Here is a 22363-nt window from a genome sequence, read left to right as displayed (position 1 = left end):
TTATTTGATGACGATTAAATATCGGGCTAAATTTTTGCATTCTTTAATTAACAATCATAAACCAAAATGTTTAAAAATATATGGCCGTAAAAAGGCTTTGTATAGCGTTAATTATCAAATAATTAAGATAGGAGGTGTCTATTTGTTGAAAAATAAATGCTTTAATTAATATCATAAATTATAATTTGAGAGTAATTATTGTTCTGTATACTAGGCATTATCCAATACTGTACAGAAAATTACGTTCTCTATAATATTAACAGTCATGGAAGAAGAAGAATTTGACTTTGAATTTTCTGAGGATCCAAAACAATCCGTAGAGCGTTATGAGGAAATGGTTCGTAACCAGGATCAGTATTTTTTTGATGCCCACGTTTTTGAAAATATCATTGATTACTACATAGAGAAAAACGATCCTGTAAAAGCCTTACAGGTGATAGATTATGCCGTATTGCAGCATCCTTTTGCAGCTATGTTTTTAATTAAACAGGCACAATTATATGTTTTTACTAATGAAATTGATAAAGCCTTTGCTTCTTTAGAAAGAGCAGAGTTGCTAGAGCCCTCAGAAGGCGATATATACCTGATTAGAGGAAATATCTATGAAAGTTTAGAACACCATGAGGATGCTTTAGAAAATCTTTTAATTGCCTTAGATATGGCCGAGTCTAAAGATGAGGTATTGATGCAGATTGCCTATGTATACCAAAACATGGGTGATTATGAAGAGGCCGTAAATTACCTTAAGCGCTGTTTAGAAAATAATATGGAAAACCAGGATGCACTTTACGAGTTGGCATTTTGTTACGATGTATTAGATAAACAGGATGAAAGCATACAGTTTTATAAACAATATATTGATAACGAGCCTTACTCTTTTGCCGCTTGGTACAATTTGGGTAATGCTTACCATAAAATTGGCCTTTTTGAAAAGGCTATTGATGCATACGATTATGCCATTTTAATTAAAGAAAATTTCTCATCAGCCTATTTCAACAAAGGCAATGCTTTGGTACAATTAGATAAATATGCCGAGGCAATAGACGTTTATAAACAAACTTTCGAGTACGAACCACCCAATGCGGATACTTACTGTGCTATTGGCGAGTGTTACGAGAAGTTAGAGAAAATGGACGAGGCTCGTTCTTACTACAAAAAAGCTGTTAAAATGGATACTAAACTGGCTGATGCTTGGTATGGTATTGGTGTAACGCTTGATTTTGAAGAACGCTATTTTGAATCTTTACATTTCTATAAAAAGGCGCTCCATCTTGATGATCAAAACCCAGATTTCTGGTTCGCTATGGCTGATGCTTATTATAAGTTAAACAACTTAGAAGAGTCTGTTAAAGCTTATGAAAAAGTGGTTGAGCTTAATCCCCTAGATGTAGAAGCTTGGCTAGATTATTCGTCTATAGTTTTTGAGCAGAGTAATCTTAAACTATGTATCGAAATTATTGCAGAAGGCATTAAAAATAATCCGGATGCTGCTGAGCTTTACTATCGGTTGGTAGCTTATTTATTTGCTGATGGGCAGTATAATGAGGCTTTAACGCAACTACAACTGGCATTACACACTGATGTTGATAAACATTATTTATTATTCGAATATCTGCCTCAGTTGCAAGATAATAAGGTTATTATCGATATCATTAACAGATTCTCTAAATAAGATTTCAAGAATTAGTAAAATCAAAAGCATCTAGTTAATAGAGTTTTGAATTTTTTTTTGAATTTTTGCACCCGAATATGAATTACACACTTAAAAATATTCCTGAGCGTACGCAAAAGCCACGTGAGAAAGGATTAACCATGGTCATGGATAAAGGCTTAAGCCTTCGCCAGGTAGAAGACTTTCTGGAAGTTTCGGGTACACATACAGATATTGTAAAATTAGGATGGGCTACTTCTTATGTTACACCTAATTTAAAAGAGAAGTTAAAACTTTATAAAGATGCCGGTATACCTGTTTATTTTGGCGGTACTTTATTTGAAGCTTTTATTGTAAGAGACCAGTTTGATGATTATCGTCGTGTTTTAGAACAATACGGTATGGAGTATGTAGAAGTTTCTGATGGTTCTATAGAAATCCAACAGGATGAAAAATGCGAATACATAAGAAAGCTAAGTGCAGATTTTACAGTAATCTCTGAAGTAGGCTCTAAAGATGCTACCAAAATTTTTGCTCCTTATAAGTGGATACAGCTCATGAAAACCGAAATTGAAGCAGGCTCATGGAAAGTTATTGCCGAAGCAAGAGAAGGTGGTAATGTAGGTATTTACCGTGATTCTGGCGAAGTAAGACAAGGTTTAGTTGATGAAATACTAACTCAAATACCAGAAGAAACTATCATTTGGGAAGCTCCTCAAAAAGCACAACAAGTTTGGTTTATAGAGTTGATAGGTACTAATGTAAATTTAGGAAATATTGCTCCGGCAGAAGTTATCCCGCTAGAAACCATCAGATTAGGTTTGCGTGGCGATACATTTAGTCATTTTTTGAATAAGAAGTAAAGGATCCGGTTTAAAACCGTTCCAGACAGATTGATGAAGAAATTTGGATTAATTGGCTACCCTTTAGGCCACTCTTTTTCTGAGAAATATTTTACAGAAAAATTTGAGAAATTAGATTTAGCAGCGCATGAGTATAAGCTTTATCCGCTTCAAAATTTAAGTGATTTTCCGGCACTACTGAAAGATGATAAAGATATTTGTGGATTAAATGTAACCATTCCGCATAAAATAGGTATCATGTATTATCTGGATGAAATAGATCCTGTAGCCAAAGAAGTTGATGCAGTAAACTGTATTAAAGTAACGCACCACCATGCAGTAAGGTCTTTATTTTCTGGCGAGTTATGCACCATGAATGCGCATAAACCAAAATTAAAAGGCTATAATACGGATGTTTATGGTTTTGAGCAATCCTTAAAACCGATGTTAAAAAGTTACCACAAAAAGGCTTTAGTTTTAGGAAATGGTGGTGCTGCAAGGGCCGTTAAATATGTGCTAGAGAAGTTAAAAATAGATTATACCTTCGTTTCCCGTAAGCCTTATGGTAATATCATTTCTTATCAGGATTTAGGTAAAGAACTCGTTAAAGAGCATAAAATCATTATCAATACCAGTCCAGTTGGCACTTACCCAAATACAGAAGAAGCACCTGCTATTCCTTATGATTTTATAGATGATAAACATTTGCTTTACGATTTAATTTACAATCCAGAAGAAACTGCCTTCTTAAAAAAAGGGAAAGAAAAAGGAGCGCAGATAAAGAACGGTTATGAAATGCTAGAACTACAAGCAGAAAAATCTTGGGAAATCTGGAATTCTAAATAATCTACACCATGAGGTTAGTAAAAATAGGTATTTGTATAAATTTCATAGCATTTATACTAGCATGTAATCAGCCTCATTATAGTCCAAAACCAAGAGGATATTTCAGGATAGCATTTCCAGAAAAGCAATATCAAACTTTTTCATCATCAGCACCATTTGAATTTGAGTATCCGGTATACGCCAGTATGTATCCCGATAGTTCTAAAAATGCTCAGCCATATTGGTACAATTTAACCTTTCCGGCCTTTAATGCTCGCTTACATATTAGCTATTACCCTATTCGTTCTCCGCAAGAGTTTACACAACTAACAGAAGACTCAAGAAAATTAGCCTTTAAACATACCGTTAAAGCTACAGGGATAGATGAGGCTTTAATTACCAACAGACAAGATCAAGTATATGGTATTTATTATACCATAAGTGGTAATACCGCATCGTCCAGCCAATTTTTCTTAACAGATAGTAGCCAGCATTATCTTCGGGCAGCTTTATATTTTAATGAAAAGCCACAGCAAGACTCTATACAACCTGTGATAGATTTTATCAAAAAAGATATGGATAAAATGATTAGAACCTTTAAATGGAGATAGAAAATATTTTTAATATAAATTTATTCTCTTTTTGAGAAATAAATAAACATTGATATAACAAAAAAAGAAAGTTATTTATTTTTATTAAAAATTAGTTTGTATTATAAATTAAATTAATAGTTTAGCTTCAATAAACTTAATTGTATGAAAAAAATAATTTTTACTTTGTTAACAGCGGTTTTAATAACGCTAACTTTTAATCAAACAAGAGCTGCATTCCCTGTAGCGCAAAAATCAAACGAAACTTCTAAAGTAATAAACACTTCGGCTACTCCGATTGCTGTTGAGGAAAAAGTTGTTAGTTCAGAAACTGCTAAAGAAAATCTTAAATCAGACACTAAAAAGAAGGTTAAAAAAGAAAAGAAATCTTTTATTGAGCGTGTTATGGCTGCTGGTGGCAAAAGTCAGCTTATAGCTTTATTGCTAGCATTTTTTGTTGGTGGTTTAGGTATTCACCGTTTTTATCTAGGTTATACTTGGCAAGGTGTTGTTCAACTATTAACTTTGGGCGGTTGTGGTATTTGGTCTTTAATTGATTTTATTAGAATTATTTTAGGTGATCTTCAACCAAAGAATGGTCCTTATGATAAAACGCTATAATTTAAAGCATAATAAGTATTTTTTAGCCGCTAAGTTAGTTTGCTTAGCGGCTTTTCCTTTATGGTTAATTTCAATTCCTAAATCATCATTTGATGACCATAGTCAAACTTTATGTTTGTTTACTTTATTAACGGATATAGAATGCTACGGTTGTGGCTTAACAAGAGCCTGTATCAGATTAATTAATTTAGATTTTGTAGGCGCTTGGAACTTTAATAAAGTTTCTTTCATCGTTTTTCCTATTTTGTGTTTTTTGCTACTTCAAGAATTCATTTTAACAAGCAAAAAATTTTATAAAGCATACCAATCTTCATGAAGCAGTTTCTTATTGTTTTTATTGCCCTTTCTATTTTCAAGACATTAGCTCATGCTGCACCTGTAGAAGAAGAATACTTAGGTACTATTACCGTAAAAGGTGTAGGAGATTATACCTATAAATTAATTCTGCTCATTAATGGAGAGCAACTAATAGGTACATCCGTAACTAATAGTGGTAATAAAGACGAAGCTGTTGTTAATATTATAGGTTCTATGAGTCAAGATGGAGCTATAAAATTCAGAGAAACGAGCATCATTAAAACTAAAATTAAAGAAGATAAATCTATTATTTGTTTCGTAGAAGCTACGTTAAAAAGAAAAAATGTTGATGGTATCGATTTTTTAGAAGGCACTTTTATAGGAAGAGATAAAAGAAAAAATATTTGTGGTAGTGGGACTATCAGATTATTAAAGAAAGTTTCTAATATCCAACAACTGTCTAACAGCTTTTCTATTGCGAATACTTCTACCTCTATAGAGAGGTTATCTAATCATTTAGTTAATACCATCCCATGCGCTAGTAATAAAGTAAAAGTTAGAATTTTTGATAATGGTAAATTGGATGGCGATGAGCTTAAAATTATCTATAATAATAAAGTGTTGAGTGAAAAACTAAATCTTAATAATGAGGGGAATATTTTTGAGCTGGAGCTAGGGCAGAGTAATAGTAATGTAATGCAGATATTTGTTTTAAGTGAAGGAAATTATCCCCCAAATACTGCAACTATAGAAGTTACATCAAATAATCAGGTAAGGGTTTATCAATTAAATTCTTTATTAAAAACCATGATTAATATCAAATTTGAATTGATAAACTAAAAAGGGGAAAGAAATTAATCCTCCCCCTTTACTAACCTAACCCAACCAAATTTTAATCATATCCCGGATTTTGTCCAAATTCTTCTGCATTTAGTAAAGCATTTAACTCTTCCTGCCTAATTGGACGTAGGCGGTGGAAGGGTTGTACTTGCGTAATATCAGGGTTTTGTGCTTTTATAAAATCAACAAATGCTTGTCCGTTATTAGCACCTAACATTCTTTTTAAATCAAACCAACGAAGATGCTCACCAGCCAATTCTCTGGCTCTTTCTTTCAATATAAAATCTTCATTGATGTTGGCTGCACTCACCTGCATGGCAGCTGTTTGGTTAACCGGCGTTTTTTTAGCTGCTCTAGTTCTTAAAACATTGATATAATCTGCTGCTGCACCTGGGTTATTTAATTTCCACTCGGCTTCGGCAGCTATTAAATACATTTCTGCTAAACGCATCACAATAACATCTTTAAAACCAGGTTGTGCATTGGCCGCAGTACGATCTGGGTCTCTAAATTTCTTGAAATTGATATGGTCTGCACCAGTAATAATGGTTCCGTTGGTATTGTAAACACTATCTCTATCAATAACGATATAAGGTTTTAACCTATCATTAGGAACAACTTTTTTAGTGATGTATAAAGCAGTATCAATACCTGCTCTAATCACTTTACCAATAACGCTAGGATCTTTCCTGTTTGCAGCAGCTAATGAAGCTGTCCAAGTGAAATTGGTATTGGCAATCCATACTTCTTGGAAAGAAGTCTCGTAACGACTATCAATATTTTCATTAAAATAATCTAAGAAACTAAGTGTAGGCATTAAACGTCTGCTGTTTTCAAAGCCATACTCTAAACTTTGTACCAAGCCAGGTTTACCATTATAGCGGGCTTGAAAAACTTGGTATAAACGGTTACCATTAGCATCGTAATTGATGGCTTGATTGGTAGAATTACTGACCACATAAAGCGCTTCTTTATTGCGTTTATTATTGGCTGGGTTCCACATATCGGCGTAGCTTGTCCAAAGATCTATTTCCAAAGCTGCTTTATTATCAATAACGGCTTTTGCAGCGTCTCTGGCTCTGGTAAAATAGGTTTGAGCATCAGTACCAGTTGAATAATAAGCTCTGGATAGTAAGGCTCTTGCTAAGAAGCCCATGGCAGATTTTTTACTTGCTCTGCTGTATTCATTGCCCCAAAAGCTTTGTAAAGGAAGATTGGCTACTGCAAACTCTAAATCAGAAATGATAAGGTTATAAAAGTCTTCAACCGGACTTCTTTGAGCTGTTAATAATGGTGTTTTGGTTTCTTCTGTACGTAACATCACACCACCGAAAGTTTCTACAATATGCCAATAGTAAAAAGCTCTTAAAAAGCGTAGTTCTCCTTCTCTTCTGTTTTTTTCTGCTTGGTTGGTAAAGCCAGCATCGTTAATACGGTTAATACCTGCATTACAGATATTTATAGCTTTCCATAAATCTCTCCATGCAGCTCTAACCGGGTTTCCCTGTAAAGGGGTTAAACCTGCGTATTGCGTTAATTGGCCAGCGTAGGTATTTTTATCTCGGTTAAACCATAAATCGGTACCAGATTCTGACATAAAAATACCGTCTTCTTTACCATACCATGCTCTTTGCTCAGAATAGGCTGCGTTAACATTGGTAACAAAACCCTCTGGGGTAGACCATACAGCGTCTGCAGTAGCACCGGATGGATTATATTCATCCAGCTTGTTACAAGAGACAGTTAATGTAATACTTGCTGCTAAACAGCTTAATTTTAAATATCTTTTAGTTTTCATTGTTTTCCTGTTTATCATTAAAAACCAACATTTAATCCAAATACAAAAGTTCTGCTTAATGGGCTGTTTTCTGCACCACCACGCTCTGGGTCGTAGTTTCTGATGAGTGAGCTTTTAGCTACGGTAAGTAAGTTATTGGCTGTAGCATATACCCTAACCCGGTTGTAAAACGATGGTCCTGATTTTATTTTAGGTAGCGTATAACCAAGGGTAACAGTTTTAACTTTGAAAAAAGAGCCATCAACAAAATTTAATGCTTGATAGCCAGTATAACCTGCGTAAGAGCTCAGGGTAGTACCTCTTCTTGGTCTAGGGAAATCGTTAGTAGGATTTTCTGGTGTCCAGTAATCTAATATTTCTGGTCCGTTACCTGTACCAGCCGGATTAAATCTTCCTAAAAATTCGGCATCAATGGTTTGGCCATAACGAGCTACTAAGAAAACACCTAAATCAAAGTTTTTGTAGGTGAAATTATTTTGTAAACCGGCAATCCAATCTGGTACGGTAGAACCCACATAAGTTAAATCAGAAGCGTTAATTAAGAAATCACCGTTAAGGTCTCTTACTTTGATATCCCCAGGTTGGAAAGTATAACCTCCAACTTTATATTTAGCAGCTTCTTCGGCTTCGTTTAGTTGCCAAATACCTAGTTTATCATACGTATAGAAAGAAGTAATAGGGCGACCAAGCAATAAAGAGCTTCTTTCAAAACCACTGCTAGGGAAAATATCTCTACCATCAATCAACTCTGTAATTTTTTCTCTTTTCCTATTATAAGTAAGTGTAGATGACCAACTGAAATTTTTAGTTTGTACATTTCTACTTGTAATTTCTATTTCTATACCCCTGTTTTTGGTGCTGGCAATGTTTTGTGTAACATCAACCATCCCGGTTGATAGTGGTAAAGTTCTACTTAATAAAATGTCTGATGTACGAGCTTCATACCATTGGGCAGAACCACTAATGCGGTTGTTAAAGAAACCAAAATCTAAACCAATATCTAAGGAAGCTGTTTTTTCCCAACCTAAATTTGCATTTCCAACTGTACCTCTAAAAACAAATGAGTTTACCGGGACATCGCCAAAGCTCATATTAGATGCCGAGTTTAGCGTATTTTGTGTGCTATAAACACCAATATTATAGTTTCCGCTAACGCCGTAACTAGCTCTTAGTTTCAGGTTGTTTATCTGGCGGATATTTTTCATGAAAGATTCTTCAAAAATATTCCAACCGATAGCTGCTGATGGGAAGAAATCCCATTTATTTCCAGGCGATAATCTGGAAGCACCATCATACCTGCCTGATGCGGTAAATAAATATTTGCCTTTATAACTGTAATTAACCCTAGCGGCGTAAGCCATATTGCTCCAACCTTCATAAGCAGAACCAATGGTTCTAGTGATAGAGGTGCTTGAAGAATTTAGGTCGTAAAACAGTTGAGATGCCAATATTTGTCCTTGTCCGGATGCAGATAAACGATCCTGATCACTCTGCTGATAACTGGTGATACCTGTTAAGACTAAGTTGTGATTATTTATATTCTTGGTATAAGTTAAAATATTATCCCAGTTGATGTAACGGTTAAAGGCGGTGTTTTGAGAAGCCACAGAAATACGTGGTCCGTTTTGTGCTAAGGATGTTCTATCGTTAAAAATACCTTGTCTGGAGTTATTAAAATTAGTACCAATATTAGACCTGAAATTTAATCCTTTTAAAGGCGATACAGACACATAAGCATTGGCTACAATATTATTTCTAAGGGTATTGTTTCTGGCAATAAACTCACTGCGCTCATCTGCTAGGGGGCTTATAGTTGTTCCGTCTGGTAAAGGGAACAACCTGATGGTACCATCCTCATTAAATGGAGTACCTAAAGGGCTAATTTGTGTAGCCTGCCCCAATGGGTTTTGACGGTTGTTGAGGGCCGAGTAAACAATTTGTGTATTGAAGCCCACTTTCATCCAGTTGTTAACCGTTTGGTCTAAATTTAATCTCAGGTTGTATCGGTTGAAATCATTCCCTCTTAACATACCGTCTTCTTTGAAATATCCGGCAGAACCAAATACAGCTGTTTTCTCTGAACCTCCGGTGATAGAAACATTATGACTTTGTTGTGAGCCATCTCTAATCACTAAATCCATCCAGTCTACAAACTGCCCCGCTTGTACAGCATCTAATTCTCCTGGGCCATCAAAAACCAGTTGATCATCGGTGATACCAATTGTTCTTGCGGCTTCACGTCTAAGTTTGATATAGCTTTCGCCAGTTCTTGAGGATGGAAAATCATAAGTATTGATACCATAGTAAGCATCATAATTAACTTTAACTTTTCCAGCAGTTCCTTTTTTAGTAGTTACAATAATAACCCCATTTGCGCCTTGGGCACCATAAATAGCTGTGGAAGATGCGTCTTTTAATACCTCAATAGATTCTATGTCATTAGGATTGATAGCGTCAATGCTATTTCCTTGGAAACCATCTACAATGATAAGAGGGCCATTTCTACTACCTACATCGTCTCTGTTACTGGTTATAGATCTGTTCCCTCTAATCACGATATTAGCATTTCCGCCTGCCGCACCTGAACTTCGTACAATATCGGCACCAGCCACTCTACCCTGTAAGGCTTCAACAGCATTATGGGTTGGTGTTCTTACAATATCCTCTGCTTTTACAGATGATACAGAACCTGTTAAATCTCTTTTTCTTACGGTTCCGTAACCAATCACTACAACTTCATCAAGCTCAGAAGCATTGGCAACTAAAACAATATTTATAGTAGTTTGGCTATTGCTAACAGTAACTTCTTGCTGCTTAAAGCCTAAATAAGTTACTACTAAAGTAGTAGCCTGTTGACCAGGGATATTGATACTAAACTTACCATCAACATTGGTTAAGGTGCCGTTAGTTGTACCTTTTATGGTAACAGAGGCGCCTGGCAAAGGTAAACCTTGCTCATCTACAATGGTTCCGTTAACTACATAATCAACCGCAGCAGTAGATGCAGATTTAATCACAATCATATCATCTATCAAATCAAAAACTAAAGCTTGGTTTTGTAAGACTTGCTTCATTACGGTTTTGATATCAGCATTTTCTGCGATGACTTTTATTTTTTTGTTGAGGTTAACCTGATCTTGCCTAAAGAAAATACTGTATTTACTTTCTTTTTCAATTTTCTGAAACATCTGTTTAACAGTAATATCTGTTTCATTGAGGTTAAAACTTTGCGAATATACCGCGGCATGTAGCTGCATGATAGTCGCAAATACTAAAAAGGTCATGAGCTTCATAACGATAAGCATTTTTAGCCAATAAGAGTTGGCAAATAGAAGTTTTCTATTTAAAAAAGTCATAATTTTGGTTTATTAGTTAATACTAGGCTTCCCCAAGCTTATAGGGTATTAGCTATTTCAATTGATTACCGGGATGTTGCAAGCTTCCCGGTTTTTTTTGCATACGATGTTTCTTTTCTATTTCATAAATGAGGGTTTAGGTTTTTGATGATACAATTGGTTAGTATTTTTCACAATAATGCGCTTCTCTTGAAGCGTATAGGTTATAGGGGTAGTTTCTTTAATGATTTGCAGAACGGTAAAAACATCTACGTCAGGTTTAAAAGTACCTGTATAATGGTAGTTTTCTAATTCTGGGTTTTCCAGAACAATTTCTACATTAAACCTTCTTTCTAAAGTATTAATGATTTCTTTGAAACTGGTGTTTTCAAACATTAAAAAATTGTTTTGCCAGCTGTTATACTCCTCTAAATAAGCCGGTTTAACATCAGTAATGATTAAAGGGGTATGAGTTTTTTTTGCTTGATGTAACTCGCTTTTCTTCTTAATATTTATTTTTAGAAGTTGGTTGGCATTGATAAATACTTTACCATCTTCGCCATCTTTCTGATTAAGTTTTCCTTCTACAGAAACCTTACCTTCTTTTACCGCAGTTTCAAAAACGCCGTCTTCCTGATAAGCCTTTACGCTAAAAGCTGTACCAATATCTCTTATGGTAAAGCCGGCGGCATAAATGATAAAAGGAACATCGGTTTTACTTTCGGCGATGTCAAAAAAAGCTTCTCCATTAAGTAAGACGGTACGTTCTGTTTTACCAAAATCTTTATTATAGCTGAGTTTAGTACCAGCATTAATCATAACTAAAGTGCCATCTGGCAAGGTTATTTTTTTTGTTTTTCCACGTGGAACGACAAGTTCTTGATAGGCTATTTTAATATTTTTTTGCTGATAGATATAAGTAATAAGTGTTATGGCACATAGCAACAATACACTAGCAGCATATTTTAGCCAGTTATAAGAAGTTTTTTTTCGGATGTTTTCTTCTATAAACCTATTGTATGCTTTGTTAGTATCAATGATGTCATGTTTTTGTGCTAATTGCTGGTGCCAATTTTCATATAAGGCTATAAATGCTTTTTCTTGCGCTTCGTTTTCGGCAATCCATTGTTTTGCCAAACGCTTTTCTTCATCAGAAGCTTGGCCTGTAATATATTTAACGAGTATTTCTTTGATACGATTTTCCATCCCTATGAAATGATATACAACTGTAAAAGGCTTTACCCCCAAAGCAGGCAGTTATTATTTTTAGAAAAAAAGTAAGCAGATAAAAGAAAGCAGGTGCTGTAACTTAAAACGAAGTTTTTCAAGGGCAATGGTCATTTGTCTTTCTACCGTTTTATGAGAAATTTGAAGTTGTTGTGCTATTTCTTTATTTCTTAGTTCTTCAAAACGGCTAAGTTTAAAAACTTCTTTACACCTTTGTGGAAGGTGTTCTATAGCTTCTTTGATGTAATGTTCAAATTCTTTTTTGTAGATAGGGTTTTCTTCAAAAGCAGGAGTTTCGGAAAGTAAATTATTTTTTTGCAGATAGTTTATATACTCATTTTCTATTTTTTTATGCTTCAAATAATTCAAAGCTCGGTTTTGTACCATTTTATATAAATAGCCCTTAAAATCTTCATCAAATTGGTATTGCTCTTTATGCTCCCACAAAAAGCTAAAAGCATCAGAAACTATTTCTTCTGCGGCATGCAAATCATTTACATATTTATTGGTAAAAAAGATAAGTTTAGCATAATAAGCTTTAAAAATAGCTTCAAAACCTTTTGCCATGTGCGTAAATTTATTTAATGGTTTAGAAAATGCTCTCACAAACATTTATCTGATTTTTTAGGGTAATTTTTTTAGACATATTACTAGCCATAAAAAACCGTAATTGGCTCTATCATTAGAGAAATAAAGTTATCGTAAGCCGTAAGAAGATTTCTGTATTATCCTTTCAGAAGTTTATAGGATTTTAGCAATTGTGTTCATCTTTGATGATTAAGAATAGGGCATGTATTTAACCATTGTAAAGTTTAATATTTTTAGAATTAATCTTATACAGCAATTTAAACTTGGTACAAGTTAACACGAAGAGTCAAAAATATATTTATAAAACATCTAATAACACTTCTAGCTTCATCCCTCTGGAGCCTTTTAATAACAGGAGACCATCTGTTAAAGGATTTTCTGAGAGGTATTGCTTACAAGCTTCGGCAGTTTCAAAAAATACGTAAGGATATTGATGTTTTAATTTATAAAAATTATGGCCAACCAAATACACTTCATTAAATTGATTATCTTTTATTTTATTTAAAATGGTAGTGTGTTCTGCCAAAGTCTCATCGCCAAGTTCAAACATATCACCTAAAATTAATACTTTGTAAGCAGCTTCTAATTTTACAATATTATCAATAGCTACTTGCATACTACTTGGGTTGGCATTATAAAAATCGCCTATAATAGTGTTTTTAGCCGTTTTAATAATTTGCGAACGGTTATTTTGTGGGGCATAGTTTGCTATTCCGTAGTTAATCTCTACAGCATTTAAGCCTAATCTTAGTCCAATAGCAATGGCTGCCAAGATATTTTCGAAGTTGTAAGTGCCTGTGAGTTGCGATTTAACCTTAAACGTTTCCTCTTTATAGTGCCATTCTACCTCTAAAAAGGGGTTATTAGCAATTAATTTACCCTGTACCAATCCTTTACCTGAAGTACCGTAGTAAATGGTTTCTTTAAATTTTCTATGTTTAAGTAGGTCTTGCAAGTGTAGGTTATCTTCATTTACAAAAACAGTTCCTCCATTTTGTTCTAAAAAAGTATAAAGTTCTCCTTTTCCCTTTTTAACACCTTCAAAACCACCAAAACCTTCTAAATGTGCTTTGCCTACGTTGGTAATTAAACCAAAATCAGGCTGGCAAATTTCACTTAACAAGGCAATCTCCTGTTGATGGTTAGCCCCCATTTCAACAATAGCTAGTTCAAAAGCTGGTGTAATGGCAAGTAAGGTTAAAGGTACTCCTATATGGTTATTTAAATTTCCAACGGTAGCATAAGTTTTAAATTTTTGAGAAAGAACAGCATATATCAATTCCTTAGTGGTGGTTTTGCCATTAGAACCTGTTAAACCAATAACTGGAATTTTAAGTGCTTTCCTGTGGTAGCTTGCTAAATCTTGTAATGTTTTAAGTACATCATCAACTAAAATAAATTTTTCGTTTTTTACAATCCTAGCATCATCAACTACAGCAAATGCAGCTCCTTGGTTTAAAGCTTCTTGCGCAAACTGATTAGCATCAAATTTATCCCCTTTTAAGGCAAAAAATAAACATCCTTGACTTATTTTTCTGGTATCTGTACACACTACAGGATGTTTAAGGTATATCTTGTAAATCTCAGAAATACTCATGCTTTTAATTTTTCACAATATTAAGTTTTATTACTCATTTTTTATATTTAAGGTTTACCAGAGATAAGAAACAGAGTTTTATATAAAAACAATATATTTTAGAATGTCTTCATTAACATCTCATAAATTAATGGTTTTTACTTAGCTCCCCCATCACATCCGGCAACGATTGCGTAGATTTTCATCTCAGCTGTTGAATTTTTAGAAATATTAATCCTTAAATTCAAATAACCAAAAACTAGATTAAACATGCATCGCAGGAAATTTATTCGTCAAACTGGCTCTGCTATGGCCGCAACTTTAATTGCTGATACTTTATTGGCAAGCACTTTAAACGCCCCTAAAAAGAAGGTGGCTTTGGTAGGTACTGGTGTTAGAGGTATTAGTATGTGGGGTACAGCTGTTATCAAAGAATTTAAAGACTCGGTAGAATATGTTGGCTTATGCGATATCAATCCTGGTAGGGTTAAAACAGCACAACAATTAATGGATTTGAGCTGCCCAACTTATACCAATCTTGATAAAATGCTACAAGAAACCAAGCCTGATATCTTAATTGTTACTACGATGGATAGCACCCATCACGAGCAAATTGTGAAAGGTTTAGAAGCTGGTGCAGATATCATTACAGAAAAACCTATGACAACAGATGAAGATAAATGCCAACTTATTTTAGATGCCGAAAAGAAAACAGGTAAAAAGGTTCATGTTACTTTTAACTATCGTTACTCGCCGCATCGTCAGAAAATATACGAGCTTATCCATAATGGAGAAATTGGTAAAGTTACCTCTGTAGATTTTCATTGGTACTTAGATACCTCACATGGGGCAGATTATTTTAGAAGATGGCATCGTAAAAGAGAATTTGGAGGTTCTTTATTGGTTCATAAATCTACCCATCATTTTGATTTATTAAACTGGTGGCTAAACTCAGACCCGGTAGAGGTTTTTGCCTATGGTTCATTAGAGTTTTATGGTAAAAATGGTCCATATAGATCTACCAATTGTAGGCCTTGTCCGCATAAAAACGAGTGTAAGTTTTATTTCGATATGACTAAAAACGACCGTTTAATTAAACTTTATGCCGATAATGAAAAGTACGATGGCTACCTCAGAGATGGCTGCGTTTTTAAAGAAGACATCGATATTTTTGATAAAATGGCGGTACAAATTAAATATGCCAACAATGTACAGGTAAGTTATTCTTTAACAGCTTATTCACCTTACGAAGGTTACAGGATATCTTTTAACGGCACAAAAGGAAAAATTGATGCTTGGATACACGAAAGTCAGCCTTGGCCAAAAGAAAAATACGACGAGATACAAATCACAAAAAATTTTGGCCAAACAGAATATATTAGAATAGACAATACCGAAGCAGGGCATGGCGGAGGAGATATCCGATTAAGAAAACAGCTGTTTAATCCTGGGGCAGACCCATTTAAGCAAGCAGCCGGAAGTAGAGATGGTGCAATGTCTTGCCTAACAGGTGTAGCGGCCAGAAAAAGTATTGATACAGGATTACCCGTGAAGATTAAAGATTTGTCTTCTATAGTTCCGCATCCTACCAGAGGAAATAGTTAAAGGTTTAAATTGACAAAGCCTTCTTTGATAAAAAGAGGCTTTATTTTTTAATATGAATAATAAATTTTTTTACCAAATTATTGAAATCGGATATTTTTCAAATTGAGCATCCTTGGTAATAATTTTTAGATTTTCTGAGATTGCTTGTGAAATAAGTATTCTGTCAAATGGGTCTCTATGGTGGGGCTCTAAATCTATAATTCCTGTAGTATGTTCGAAAGTTAATGGTAGAATTTCAAATCCGTTTTTTATAGCTTGTATCAGCAGCTCTTTAGAAGGAACGCCTAATTCTAATTTTTTGAGGCTTATTTTTATAGAAATTTCCCAAAATGAAGCAATGCTCATGTATTTAAGTTGATTGATGTCTTCTATTATTGCTTTAGCTTTTTCAGATAGCTCTTCGCTACCATTTAAGAACCATAAAAAGTTGTGTGTATCTAGCAAGAAAGACATTACATGTACTCTTTAAAATCATCAATTGGAGCGTCAAAATCACTTGAAATTTTAATTTTTCCTTTCAATTCTCCAAATTTAGGAACTTTGCTTTCCTTGTTTTTTTTCTTGTTTTTTTCAATTAAGAAATCAATAAAATCATTCGCCTCAGATTTTAATTCTGGAGATAATGTTTCAAGTTTGGCATATAAGGTTAAACTTGTCATAATAGTTCCTTTTTACATAAATTTCTATTTCCTGAGTGTCAAAATACTGTAAATCAAATTTAAGCAATAATTTCTAATCCTTTTTGTACTTAAGAGTTTTAAATCCTCATCACATACCTCTTCATGCCTTAGCTCTCCTAAAATACCTCGAAATGGCTTGCTTATTGTATCTTTGTAAAAAATATGGCGAGAAAGAAATTTTACGATACCGCACCAAAGCCCGAAAGAGCCGTTTTAGTAGGTATTATTACCCCCGGAACCACAGAACTACAGCAAAAGGAATACCTTGAAGAGCTTGCTTTTTTAGTTGATACAGCCGGTGGGGTAACAGAAAAAGTTTTTACCCAGAAAATGCAAAAGCCAGATAGGGCAACTTTTGTAGGAACGGGTAAATTGGAAGAGATACAAATTTATGTTAAGGCAGAAGAGATAGATATTGTTGTTTTTGATGATGAGCTTTCGCCGATGCAATTACGTAATATAGAAAACGAGTTAAAGGTTAAAGTACTTGATAGAAGCAATTTAATCTTAGATATTTTTGCCCGAAGAGCCCAAACTTTTCAAGCTAAAACACAAGTAGAACTAGCTCAATTGCAATATTTATTACCTCGCTTAACGCGGATGTGGACCCACTTGGAGAGACAAAAAGGTGGTATTGGTATGCGTGGCCCTGGTGAAACGCAGATAGAGAGTGATAGAAGGATGATTAAGGAAAAAATATCCTTACTCAAAGACCGCCTAAAAGAGATTGATAAGCAAAACGAGACCCAACGTAAAAATCGTAAAGAATTAGTGCGTGTGGCTTTGGTAGGTTATACAAACGTGGGTAAATCTACCATCATGAATATGCTTTCTAAATCAGAGGTGTTTGCAGAAAACAAACTATTTGCCACTTTAGATACCACCGTTAGAAAAGTAGTATTAGAGAATGTGCCTTTCTTAATGTCAGATACGGTAGGTTTCATCAGAAAATTACCACACCATTTAATAGAATGTTTTAAATCTACTTTAGATGAAGTACGTGAAGCCGATATTTTAATGCATGTAGTAGATATTTCGCATCCAAATTTTGAAGATCACATGCAAACCGTAAATGAAACTTTAAAAGATTTGGGTGCTATTGATAAAGAAACCATCACGGTTTTTAATAAAATTGATGCTTATAATCCTATAGAAGTAGAGCAAGATTGGGAGGTAGAGGATGAAGAAAAACCAACCATGGGTTTAGCAGAATTTAAAAATAGTTGGATGGCTAAAAATAGCAGTCCAGCAGTATTTATATCGGCAACAGCCAAAGAAAATGTAGACGAGTTAAGAGATGTTATTTACCATAGAGTAAAAGCGGTAAACGAAAAAATTTATCCCTACAATAATTTCTTATATTAGAAATAGTATTGGGGCCTTTTAGCTGATGATGAGTTGGGCAAAACCAAACAAAAATTAAGAAAACATGGAATCGAAAAGACAACAAAAATTTGCAAGAGTAATACAGAAAGATTTAGGGGAGATTTTTCAAAGAGATGCAGCTGCTTTTTTGCCTGGCGTTATGATAACAGTAACAAAAGTTAGAGCTACTGCCGATTTAGGAATGGCCCGTGTTTTTTTAAGTTTTTTTAATGCTCCAAATCCAAATTTAGCGATTAACACTATCAAAACGCACTCATCAGAAATTAGGTATATGTTAGGAAAGAAAATTAAAGATCAGGTGAGAGGTATTCCTCAACTAGATTTTTTCTTAGATGATACCAACGAATATGTGGATAGAATGGATAAAATTTTCAGCAAAATAAGCAAAGAAGAAGATACAGAATAAAGGTTTGGGATGCTTACAAATGCTGATAAGATTAACGAGCTACTAAAAGCTCATCAAAAGGATTTTTATCCGTTAGTTAAGTATAAGCATAAAGTAGATTTTTTACCGCTTGATTTTACGGCTTCCAATACACAGTTAACGGCATCCTTATTAAAAGATACCGCTTTATTTTCGAAATATATAGATGAAACCTTATCCAAAGCCAATGCTAAGTACGGTATAGGCGGTTACTTTGAGCATCGTACGGTTTATGCCAGAAGCCCCCATTTTGGTATTGATGAAAGCGAAGCAAGAAGATTGCATTTAGGTTTAGATATTTGGGCACCTCCAAACACTCCGGTTTATAATTTTATGGATGCTAAGGTGCATAGCTTTGCCTTTAACAGTAATTTTGGAGATTACGGCGCTACCATTATCCTCGAATACCAATTAGAAGGATTTATTTTTTATGGGCTTTATGGTCATTTGTCTTTAAAGGATATTGAACAAATAGCAGAAGGCCAAGAGCTTATGAAAGGTCAGGTTGTAGGCTATATGGGTACTTTTGAAGAAAATGGATTTTGGCCACCACATGTACACTTCCAATTGATGTGTAACATGGATGGTAAAAAAGGAGATTACCCTGGCGTAGTACGTTTTGCAGATAAACAGCAGTGGCTTGCTAAAATTCCTAATCCTAATTTGGTTTTTTCTTTTTAACAACAATTTTCATTTTTTAAACGTTATATGAGTATGATTTTGAATTACTTACATATCATACTGCTTTTGCTAAGCTCTTTTTTTATTGCTGATGTGCCTACTTTCAAAGGAGGTAAAGTTGCTTTAGAAAATTTCATTAATGAAAACATGAAATATCCTGATTTTTCTAAATCACACTGTATAGAAGGAAAAATTTTTGTGAAATTTCAGTTAGATGAGCAAGGGAATGTGCTAAACCCAAAAGTAGAGAAAGGTTTAGGGATAGATTTAGATGATGAAGCCATCAGGCTGATAAAATTAACGAGTGGTAAATGGCAAAATCCAAAGGCAGGAACAAGTTTAGTAATACCAGTAAGCTTCTACTTGCAAGATTTTAAATGTGAGAATGTTACTTCCGCTAGTATCAAAGAAGCTATTAATTATTATAAAATCAGAAAAGGCTTAGAAAGTTCTGTCATCAATTATTATAAAAATAAAGACCAAATTAAAACCAATAAGCAGGACGATGCCGTTATGCAACAGCTTAAAGAAGAGTTGGGTTTAGAAGAAGAAATATTAGAATAAATTGTGTATGTATAACAATAAAAAAAGCCTTTCGTATTTTTTTACGAAAGGCTTTTTGTCATTTATAGGTGCTTTAAGCTAAACCAAATGCTGCTTTTACTTTGTCAACAAAATCTAGTTTCTCCCATGTAAATAGTTCTACTTCAAGCGTTTTCTCTTCCCCGTTAGCACCTGTAAAAGTTTTCTTAACGACTTCGTTTTTACGTCCCATGTGGCCATAGGCAGCTGTTTCAGCATAAATTGGATTTCTTAATTTTAGGCGTTGTTCTATAAAATAAGGGCGCATATCAAAAACTTGCTCTACTTTTTTAGCAATCTCGCCATCCGTTAAATTAACTTTAGCAGTACCGTATGTATTGATGAAAATACCACAAGGCTCTGCCACACCAATAGCATAAGATACCTGTACTAAAACTTCATCTGCCACACCTGCAGCAACTAAGTTTTTAGCAATATGGCGGGTAGCATAAGCCGCAGAACGGTCTACCTTAGATGGGTCTTTGCCAGAGAAAGCACCACCACCATGCGCACCTTTACCACCATAAGTATCAACAATAATTTTTCTTCCTGTTAAACCTGTGTCACCATGTGGGCCACCAATAACAAATTTACCAGTAGGATTGATATGGTATTTTATTTGAGTATTAAATAAAGCTTGAAGTTCGGCTTTTAGCTGCTTTTGTACTCTCGGAATCAGAATATGAACCATGTCCGATTTAATTTTTGTCAGCATAGCTTCGTCCTCGTCAAAATCATCATGTTGTGTTGATATCACAATACTATCTATTCTGATAGGTTGATGATTGTCATCATACTCAATAGTTACTTGAGATTTAGCATCCGGGCGCAAATAAGTAATTTCTTTATTTTCTCTTCTTAAAGCGGCAAGTTCTATTAAAAGTTTGTGTGCAATATCTAAAGCCAAAGGCATGTAATTTTCTGTTTCGTTAGTGGCATAACCAAACATCATACCTTGGTCTCCTGCCCCTTGTTCTTCTGGTTTAGAACGGTCTACACCTTGGTTAATGTCTTGAGATTGCTCATGAATAGCGGAAAGTATACCGCAAGAATTAGCCTCAAACATATATTCAGATTTGGTATAACCAATTTTTCTAATCACATCACGAGCAATTTTTTGAACATCTAAATAGGTTTGAGATTTTACCTCACCAGCTAAAATTACCTGACCTGTAGTAACTAAAGTTTCACAAGCCACTTTTGATTCTTTATCAAAAGCTAAAAAATTATCAATTAAAGCATCGGAAATTTGGTCTGCAACTTTATCCGGATGACCTTCAGAAACAGATTCTGATGTAAATAAATAAGGCATATTTAATAAATTAATTATTCAAAAAAATAGGAAGGATAAAAGACTGCTGATAGTAAAAGCAATTTTGGCTTTAGCACTTTTTTACGTGGTTGCAATCCTGGCTTTAAAAGCGTCTCAAATCATTCCACCTGATGTGGCAAAGATATAACAATTTTTATTTTTTTAGAAAATAGAATTACTTTGCAGCCATGTACTTAATTAGGTTAAAGTTTTGAGAAGCAGGATTCTTTTTATTGTAAATCCTATTTCAGGAGGGCAGGTTAAAACCTTTATACCATCAATCATAGATCAATATCTTGATCATAACATCTATGATGCTGAAATCATTTTTACGGAATATGCTGGACATGCAACCAAAATTGCAGCAGAGGCAGTTGCTGCCCATATAGATGTTGTAGCCTCTGTTGGTGGCGATGGCACCATTAATGAAGTAGCATCTGCTTTAGAATCATCTGGTAAAACTATGGCCATAATCCCTTGTGGTTCTGGTAATGGTTTGGCTCGTACATTAAAAATTCCGCTTGATAATCGTAAAGCTATACAAAGACTTAACATCTGTAAAACAGTTAAGATAGATTCGGGAACTTTTAACGAGCGTAAATTCTTCAATATGGCAGGTATTGGTTTTGATGCTCATATCAGTGCATTGTTTGCAAAAGATAAGAATAGGGGATTTAAAGGATACATACAATCTACCTTTAAAGAAATATCTCAATACCATGCGCAGGCTTATGAAATTAGTGTTGATGGAAAAGTTTATCAAGAAAATGCTTTTATGATAAGCGTAGCTAATTCTTCTCAATATGGTAATAATGCACATATAGCTCCTTTTGCCTCCTTAAATGATGGTTTATTAGATGTTTGTGTGATAAAGCCGTTTCCGGTTTATAAGTTTCCTTTGCTGGCATACAGGATGTTTACTAAATTGACCCATACTTCTAATTATGTTGATATTTATAGAGGTAGAGATATAAAAATCACCAGAGCTACAGATGGTCCGGTACATATTGATGGAGAACCTTTATTTTTTCCAAAAGAGATAGCTATAGGTGTTAAGCCTTTATCGTTAACTTTATTAGTTTAAAATTATGAGTACTAAAAAGTCTAAAAAATTCAATAGCTTCGATGGTATAGTTTTTTCAACCAATCCAGATCATGTTTATGAAGCACCCGAAGAAGCAGTAAAAGAAACATTAGCAAATAAGCATCAGGATTTAAGAGTACAGTTAGATAAAAAACAAAGGGGTGGTAAAGCGGTAACTTTAATTACAGGTTTTGTAGGTCATGATGATGATTTGAATTTGTTAGGTAAGATGTTAAAAACCAAATGTGGCGTAGGCGGAACCGTAAAAGATGGAGAGATTTTAGTACAAGGAGACTTCAGACAAAAAATAATTGAAATTCTTTTGAAAGAAGGCTATAAAGTGAAAAGAATTGGCGGATAGCCCCAAAAAATTACAAGTTTCAACACGAATTATTGAAATCATTAGGAACTTGTTAATA

The 22363-nt window shown here is 34.3% G+C and carries 22 protein-coding genes; 14 read left to right on the top strand and 8 right to left on the bottom strand.

What is annotated here, in order from left to right:
- Positions 1-265 precede the first annotated feature (265 nt).
- The 7 genes from B2745_RS16560 (at position 266) to B2745_RS16535 (ending at position 5666) form a co-directional block, all read left to right on the top strand.
- On the top strand, positions 266-1672 hold the full coding sequence (locus B2745_RS16560) for a tetratricopeptide repeat protein (RefSeq protein WP_304068959.1): 1407 nt from the start codon (positions 266-268) through the stop codon (positions 1670-1672).
- A 77-nt stretch (positions 1673-1749) separates the two neighbouring features.
- Positions 1750-2514, top strand: coding sequence for a phosphosulfolactate synthase (locus B2745_RS16555; RefSeq protein ID WP_304068957.1), 765 nt, complete (start codon positions 1750-1752; stop codon positions 2512-2514).
- Positions 2515-2547: 33 nt separating this feature from the next.
- Positions 2548-3339, top strand: a complete 792-nt coding sequence (locus B2745_RS16550) for a shikimate dehydrogenase family protein (protein WP_304068967.1) — start codon at positions 2548-2550, stop codon at positions 3337-3339.
- Positions 3340-3347: 8 nt separating this feature from the next.
- Positions 3348-3929 carry a gliding motility lipoprotein GldD gene (locus B2745_RS16545; protein WP_304068956.1) on the top strand — a complete coding sequence of 194 codons (582 nt, stop codon included), beginning with the start codon at positions 3348-3350 and terminating at the stop codon, positions 3927-3929.
- Positions 3930-4073: 144 nt separating this feature from the next.
- Positions 4074-4529 carry a TM2 domain-containing protein gene (locus B2745_RS16540; RefSeq protein ID WP_304068954.1) on the top strand — a complete coding sequence of 152 codons (456 nt, stop codon included), beginning with the start codon at positions 4074-4076 and terminating at the stop codon, positions 4527-4529.
- Positions 4504-4845 carry a DUF2752 domain-containing protein gene (locus B2745_RS17025; protein WP_414691941.1) on the top strand — a complete coding sequence of 114 codons (342 nt, stop codon included), beginning with the start codon at positions 4504-4506 and terminating at the stop codon, positions 4843-4845. Before B2745_RS16540 ends, B2745_RS17025 begins: the two co-directional genes overlap by 26 nt.
- The gene (locus tag B2745_RS16535; protein WP_304068952.1) at positions 4842-5666 is read left to right on the top strand and encodes a hypothetical protein; all 825 of its coding nucleotides are present in this window, start codon (positions 4842-4844) and stop codon (positions 5664-5666) included. The genes B2745_RS17025 and B2745_RS16535 overlap by 4 nt, the downstream gene beginning before the upstream one ends.
- A 52-nt stretch (positions 5667-5718) precedes the next feature.
- On the opposite strand, the gene B2745_RS16530 is transcribed toward B2745_RS16535, so the two are convergent.
- The 5 genes from B2745_RS16530 to B2745_RS16510 all read right to left on the bottom strand — a co-directional run bounded on the left by B2745_RS16530 (position 5719) and on the right by B2745_RS16510 (position 14211).
- Complete coding sequence (locus B2745_RS16530) at positions 5719-7464, bottom strand: RagB/SusD family nutrient uptake outer membrane protein (RefSeq protein WP_304068950.1); 1746 nt, start codon at positions 7462-7464, stop codon at positions 5719-5721.
- Between the two features lie 17 nt (positions 7465-7481).
- A complete protein-coding gene (locus B2745_RS16525; protein WP_304068949.1) occupies positions 7482-10820 on the bottom strand; it encodes a SusC/RagA family TonB-linked outer membrane protein in 3339 nt (1112 codons plus the stop codon).
- A 117-nt stretch (positions 10821-10937) separates the two neighbouring features.
- Complete coding sequence (locus B2745_RS16520; protein ID WP_304068947.1) at positions 10938-12005, bottom strand: FecR family protein; 1068 nt, start codon at positions 12003-12005, stop codon at positions 10938-10940.
- 60 nt (positions 12006-12065) lie between these two features.
- Positions 12066-12638, bottom strand: a complete 573-nt coding sequence (locus tag B2745_RS16515) for an RNA polymerase sigma-70 factor (RefSeq protein ID WP_304068946.1) — start codon at positions 12636-12638, stop codon at positions 12066-12068.
- A 274-nt stretch (positions 12639-12912) separates the two neighbouring features.
- The gene (locus B2745_RS16510) at positions 12913-14211 is read right to left on the bottom strand and encodes a UDP-N-acetylmuramoyl-tripeptide--D-alanyl-D-alanine ligase (RefSeq protein WP_304068944.1); all 1299 of its coding nucleotides are present in this window, start codon (positions 14209-14211) and stop codon (positions 12913-12915) included.
- A gap of 249 nt (positions 14212-14460) precedes the next feature.
- Here B2745_RS16510 and B2745_RS16505 point away from each other — a divergent pair, with 249 nt between their 5' ends.
- Positions 14461-15795, top strand: a complete 1335-nt coding sequence (locus B2745_RS16505; protein WP_304068943.1) for a Gfo/Idh/MocA family protein — start codon at positions 14461-14463, stop codon at positions 15793-15795.
- 69 nt (positions 15796-15864) lie between these two features.
- Here B2745_RS16505 and B2745_RS16500 read toward each other — a convergent pair whose 3' ends face one another.
- Together B2745_RS16500 and B2745_RS16495 are read right to left on the bottom strand one after the other, a co-directional pair.
- Positions 15865-16248: a type II toxin-antitoxin system VapC family toxin gene (locus B2745_RS16500; RefSeq protein ID WP_304068941.1), complete on the bottom strand. Its 384-nt coding sequence runs from the start codon at positions 16246-16248 to the stop codon at positions 15865-15867.
- The gene (locus tag B2745_RS16495; protein WP_304068939.1) at positions 16248-16454 is read right to left on the bottom strand and encodes a type II toxin-antitoxin system VapB family antitoxin; all 207 of its coding nucleotides are present in this window, start codon (positions 16452-16454) and stop codon (positions 16248-16250) included. Before B2745_RS16495 ends, B2745_RS16500 begins: the two co-directional genes overlap by 1 nt.
- 183 nt (positions 16455-16637) lie before the next feature.
- On the opposite strand from B2745_RS16495, the gene hflX reads away from it, so the two are divergent.
- The 4 genes from hflX (at position 16638) to B2745_RS16475 (ending at position 19530) form a co-directional block, all read left to right on the top strand.
- Complete coding sequence (gene hflX, locus B2745_RS16490) at positions 16638-17840, top strand: GTPase HflX (protein WP_304068937.1); 1203 nt, start codon at positions 16638-16640, stop codon at positions 17838-17840.
- A 64-nt stretch (positions 17841-17904) separates the two neighbouring features.
- Entirely contained in the window at positions 17905-18267 is a 363-nt protein-coding gene (gene rbfA, locus B2745_RS16485) for a 30S ribosome-binding factor RbfA (RefSeq protein ID WP_026902775.1), read from the top strand.
- 9 nt (positions 18268-18276) lie between these two features.
- Complete coding sequence (locus tag B2745_RS16480; RefSeq protein WP_304068935.1) at positions 18277-18966, top strand: peptidoglycan DD-metalloendopeptidase family protein; 690 nt, start codon at positions 18277-18279, stop codon at positions 18964-18966.
- Positions 18967-18999: 33 nt separating this feature from the next.
- Complete coding sequence (locus tag B2745_RS16475; protein WP_304068933.1) at positions 19000-19530, top strand: energy transducer TonB; 531 nt, start codon at positions 19000-19002, stop codon at positions 19528-19530.
- Positions 19531-19603: 73 nt separating this feature from the next.
- Here B2745_RS16475 and metK read toward each other — a convergent pair whose 3' ends face one another.
- Positions 19604-20860, bottom strand: a complete 1257-nt coding sequence (metK, locus tag B2745_RS16470) for a methionine adenosyltransferase (protein WP_304068930.1) — start codon at positions 20858-20860, stop codon at positions 19604-19606.
- Positions 20861-21071: 211 nt separating this feature from the next.
- On the opposite strand from metK, the gene B2745_RS16465 reads away from it, so the two are divergent.
- Together B2745_RS16465 and B2745_RS16460 are read left to right on the top strand one after the other, a co-directional pair.
- Entirely contained in the window at positions 21072-21944 is an 873-nt protein-coding gene (locus B2745_RS16465; RefSeq protein WP_304068928.1) for a diacylglycerol/lipid kinase family protein, read from the top strand.
- A gap of 4 nt (positions 21945-21948) precedes the next feature.
- Positions 21949-22305 (top strand): translation initiation factor, encoded by a 357-nt coding sequence (locus B2745_RS16460; RefSeq protein ID WP_304068926.1) that lies wholly within the window; start codon positions 21949-21951, stop codon positions 22303-22305.
- Positions 22306-22363 lie beyond the last annotated feature (58 nt).

It is taken from the genome of Pedobacter glucosidilyticus (assembly GCF_002483235.1).
In the GTDB taxonomy this organism is placed as follows: Bacteria; Bacteroidota; Bacteroidia; order Sphingobacteriales; family Sphingobacteriaceae; genus Pseudopedobacter; species Pseudopedobacter glucosidilyticum_B.
The sequence above is the reverse complement of the archived record's forward strand: the minus strand, read 5'-3'. Positions and strand labels throughout refer to the sequence as shown.

Excerpts from the sequence above, each read along its gene's own strand:
- B2745_RS16560 (WP_304068959.1), top strand. The coding sequence starts at position 266 with ATGGAAGAAGAAGAATTTGACTTTGAATTTTCTGAGGATCCAAAACAA.
- B2745_RS16555 (WP_304068957.1), top strand. The coding sequence starts at position 1,750 with ATGAATTACACACTTAAAAATATTCCTGAGCGTACGCAAAAGCCACGT.
- B2745_RS16550 (WP_304068967.1), top strand. The coding sequence starts at position 2,548 with ATGAAGAAATTTGGATTAATTGGCTACCCTTTAGGCCACTCTTTTTCT.
- B2745_RS16545 (WP_304068956.1), top strand. The coding sequence starts at position 3,348 with ATGAGGTTAGTAAAAATAGGTATTTGTATAAATTTCATAGCATTTATA.
- B2745_RS16540 (WP_304068954.1), top strand. The coding sequence starts at position 4,074 with ATGAAAAAAATAATTTTTACTTTGTTAACAGCGGTTTTAATAACGCTA.
- B2745_RS17025 (WP_414691941.1), top strand. The coding sequence starts at position 4,504 with ATGGTCCTTATGATAAAACGCTATAATTTAAAGCATAATAAGTATTTT.
- B2745_RS16535 (WP_304068952.1), top strand. The coding sequence starts at position 4,842 with ATGAAGCAGTTTCTTATTGTTTTTATTGCCCTTTCTATTTTCAAGACA.
- B2745_RS16530 (WP_304068950.1), bottom strand. The coding sequence starts at position 7,464 with ATGAAAACTAAAAGATATTTAAAATTAAGCTGTTTAGCAGCAAGTATT.
- B2745_RS16525 (WP_304068949.1), bottom strand. The coding sequence starts at position 10,820 with ATGACTTTTTTAAATAGAAAACTTCTATTTGCCAACTCTTATTGGCTA.
- B2745_RS16520 (WP_304068947.1), bottom strand. The coding sequence starts at position 12,005 with ATGGAAAATCGTATCAAAGAAATACTCGTTAAATATATTACAGGCCAA.
- B2745_RS16515 (WP_304068946.1), bottom strand. The coding sequence starts at position 12,638 with ATGTTTGTGAGAGCATTTTCTAAACCATTAAATAAATTTACGCACATG.
- B2745_RS16510 (WP_304068944.1), bottom strand. The coding sequence starts at position 14,211 with ATGAGTATTTCTGAGATTTACAAGATATACCTTAAACATCCTGTAGTG.
- B2745_RS16505 (WP_304068943.1), top strand. The coding sequence starts at position 14,461 with ATGCATCGCAGGAAATTTATTCGTCAAACTGGCTCTGCTATGGCCGCA.
- B2745_RS16500 (WP_304068941.1), bottom strand. The coding sequence starts at position 16,248 with ATGTCTTTCTTGCTAGATACACACAACTTTTTATGGTTCTTAAATGGT.
- B2745_RS16495 (WP_304068939.1), bottom strand. The coding sequence starts at position 16,454 with ATGACAAGTTTAACCTTATATGCCAAACTTGAAACATTATCTCCAGAA.
- hflX (WP_304068937.1), top strand. The coding sequence starts at position 16,638 with ATGGCGAGAAAGAAATTTTACGATACCGCACCAAAGCCCGAAAGAGCC.
- rbfA (WP_026902775.1), top strand. The coding sequence starts at position 17,905 with ATGGAATCGAAAAGACAACAAAAATTTGCAAGAGTAATACAGAAAGAT.
- B2745_RS16480 (WP_304068935.1), top strand. The coding sequence starts at position 18,277 with ATGCTTACAAATGCTGATAAGATTAACGAGCTACTAAAAGCTCATCAA.
- B2745_RS16475 (WP_304068933.1), top strand. The coding sequence starts at position 19,000 with ATGATTTTGAATTACTTACATATCATACTGCTTTTGCTAAGCTCTTTT.
- metK (WP_304068930.1), bottom strand. The coding sequence starts at position 20,860 with ATGCCTTATTTATTTACATCAGAATCTGTTTCTGAAGGTCATCCGGAT.
- B2745_RS16460 (WP_304068926.1), top strand. The coding sequence starts at position 21,949 with ATGAGTACTAAAAAGTCTAAAAAATTCAATAGCTTCGATGGTATAGTT.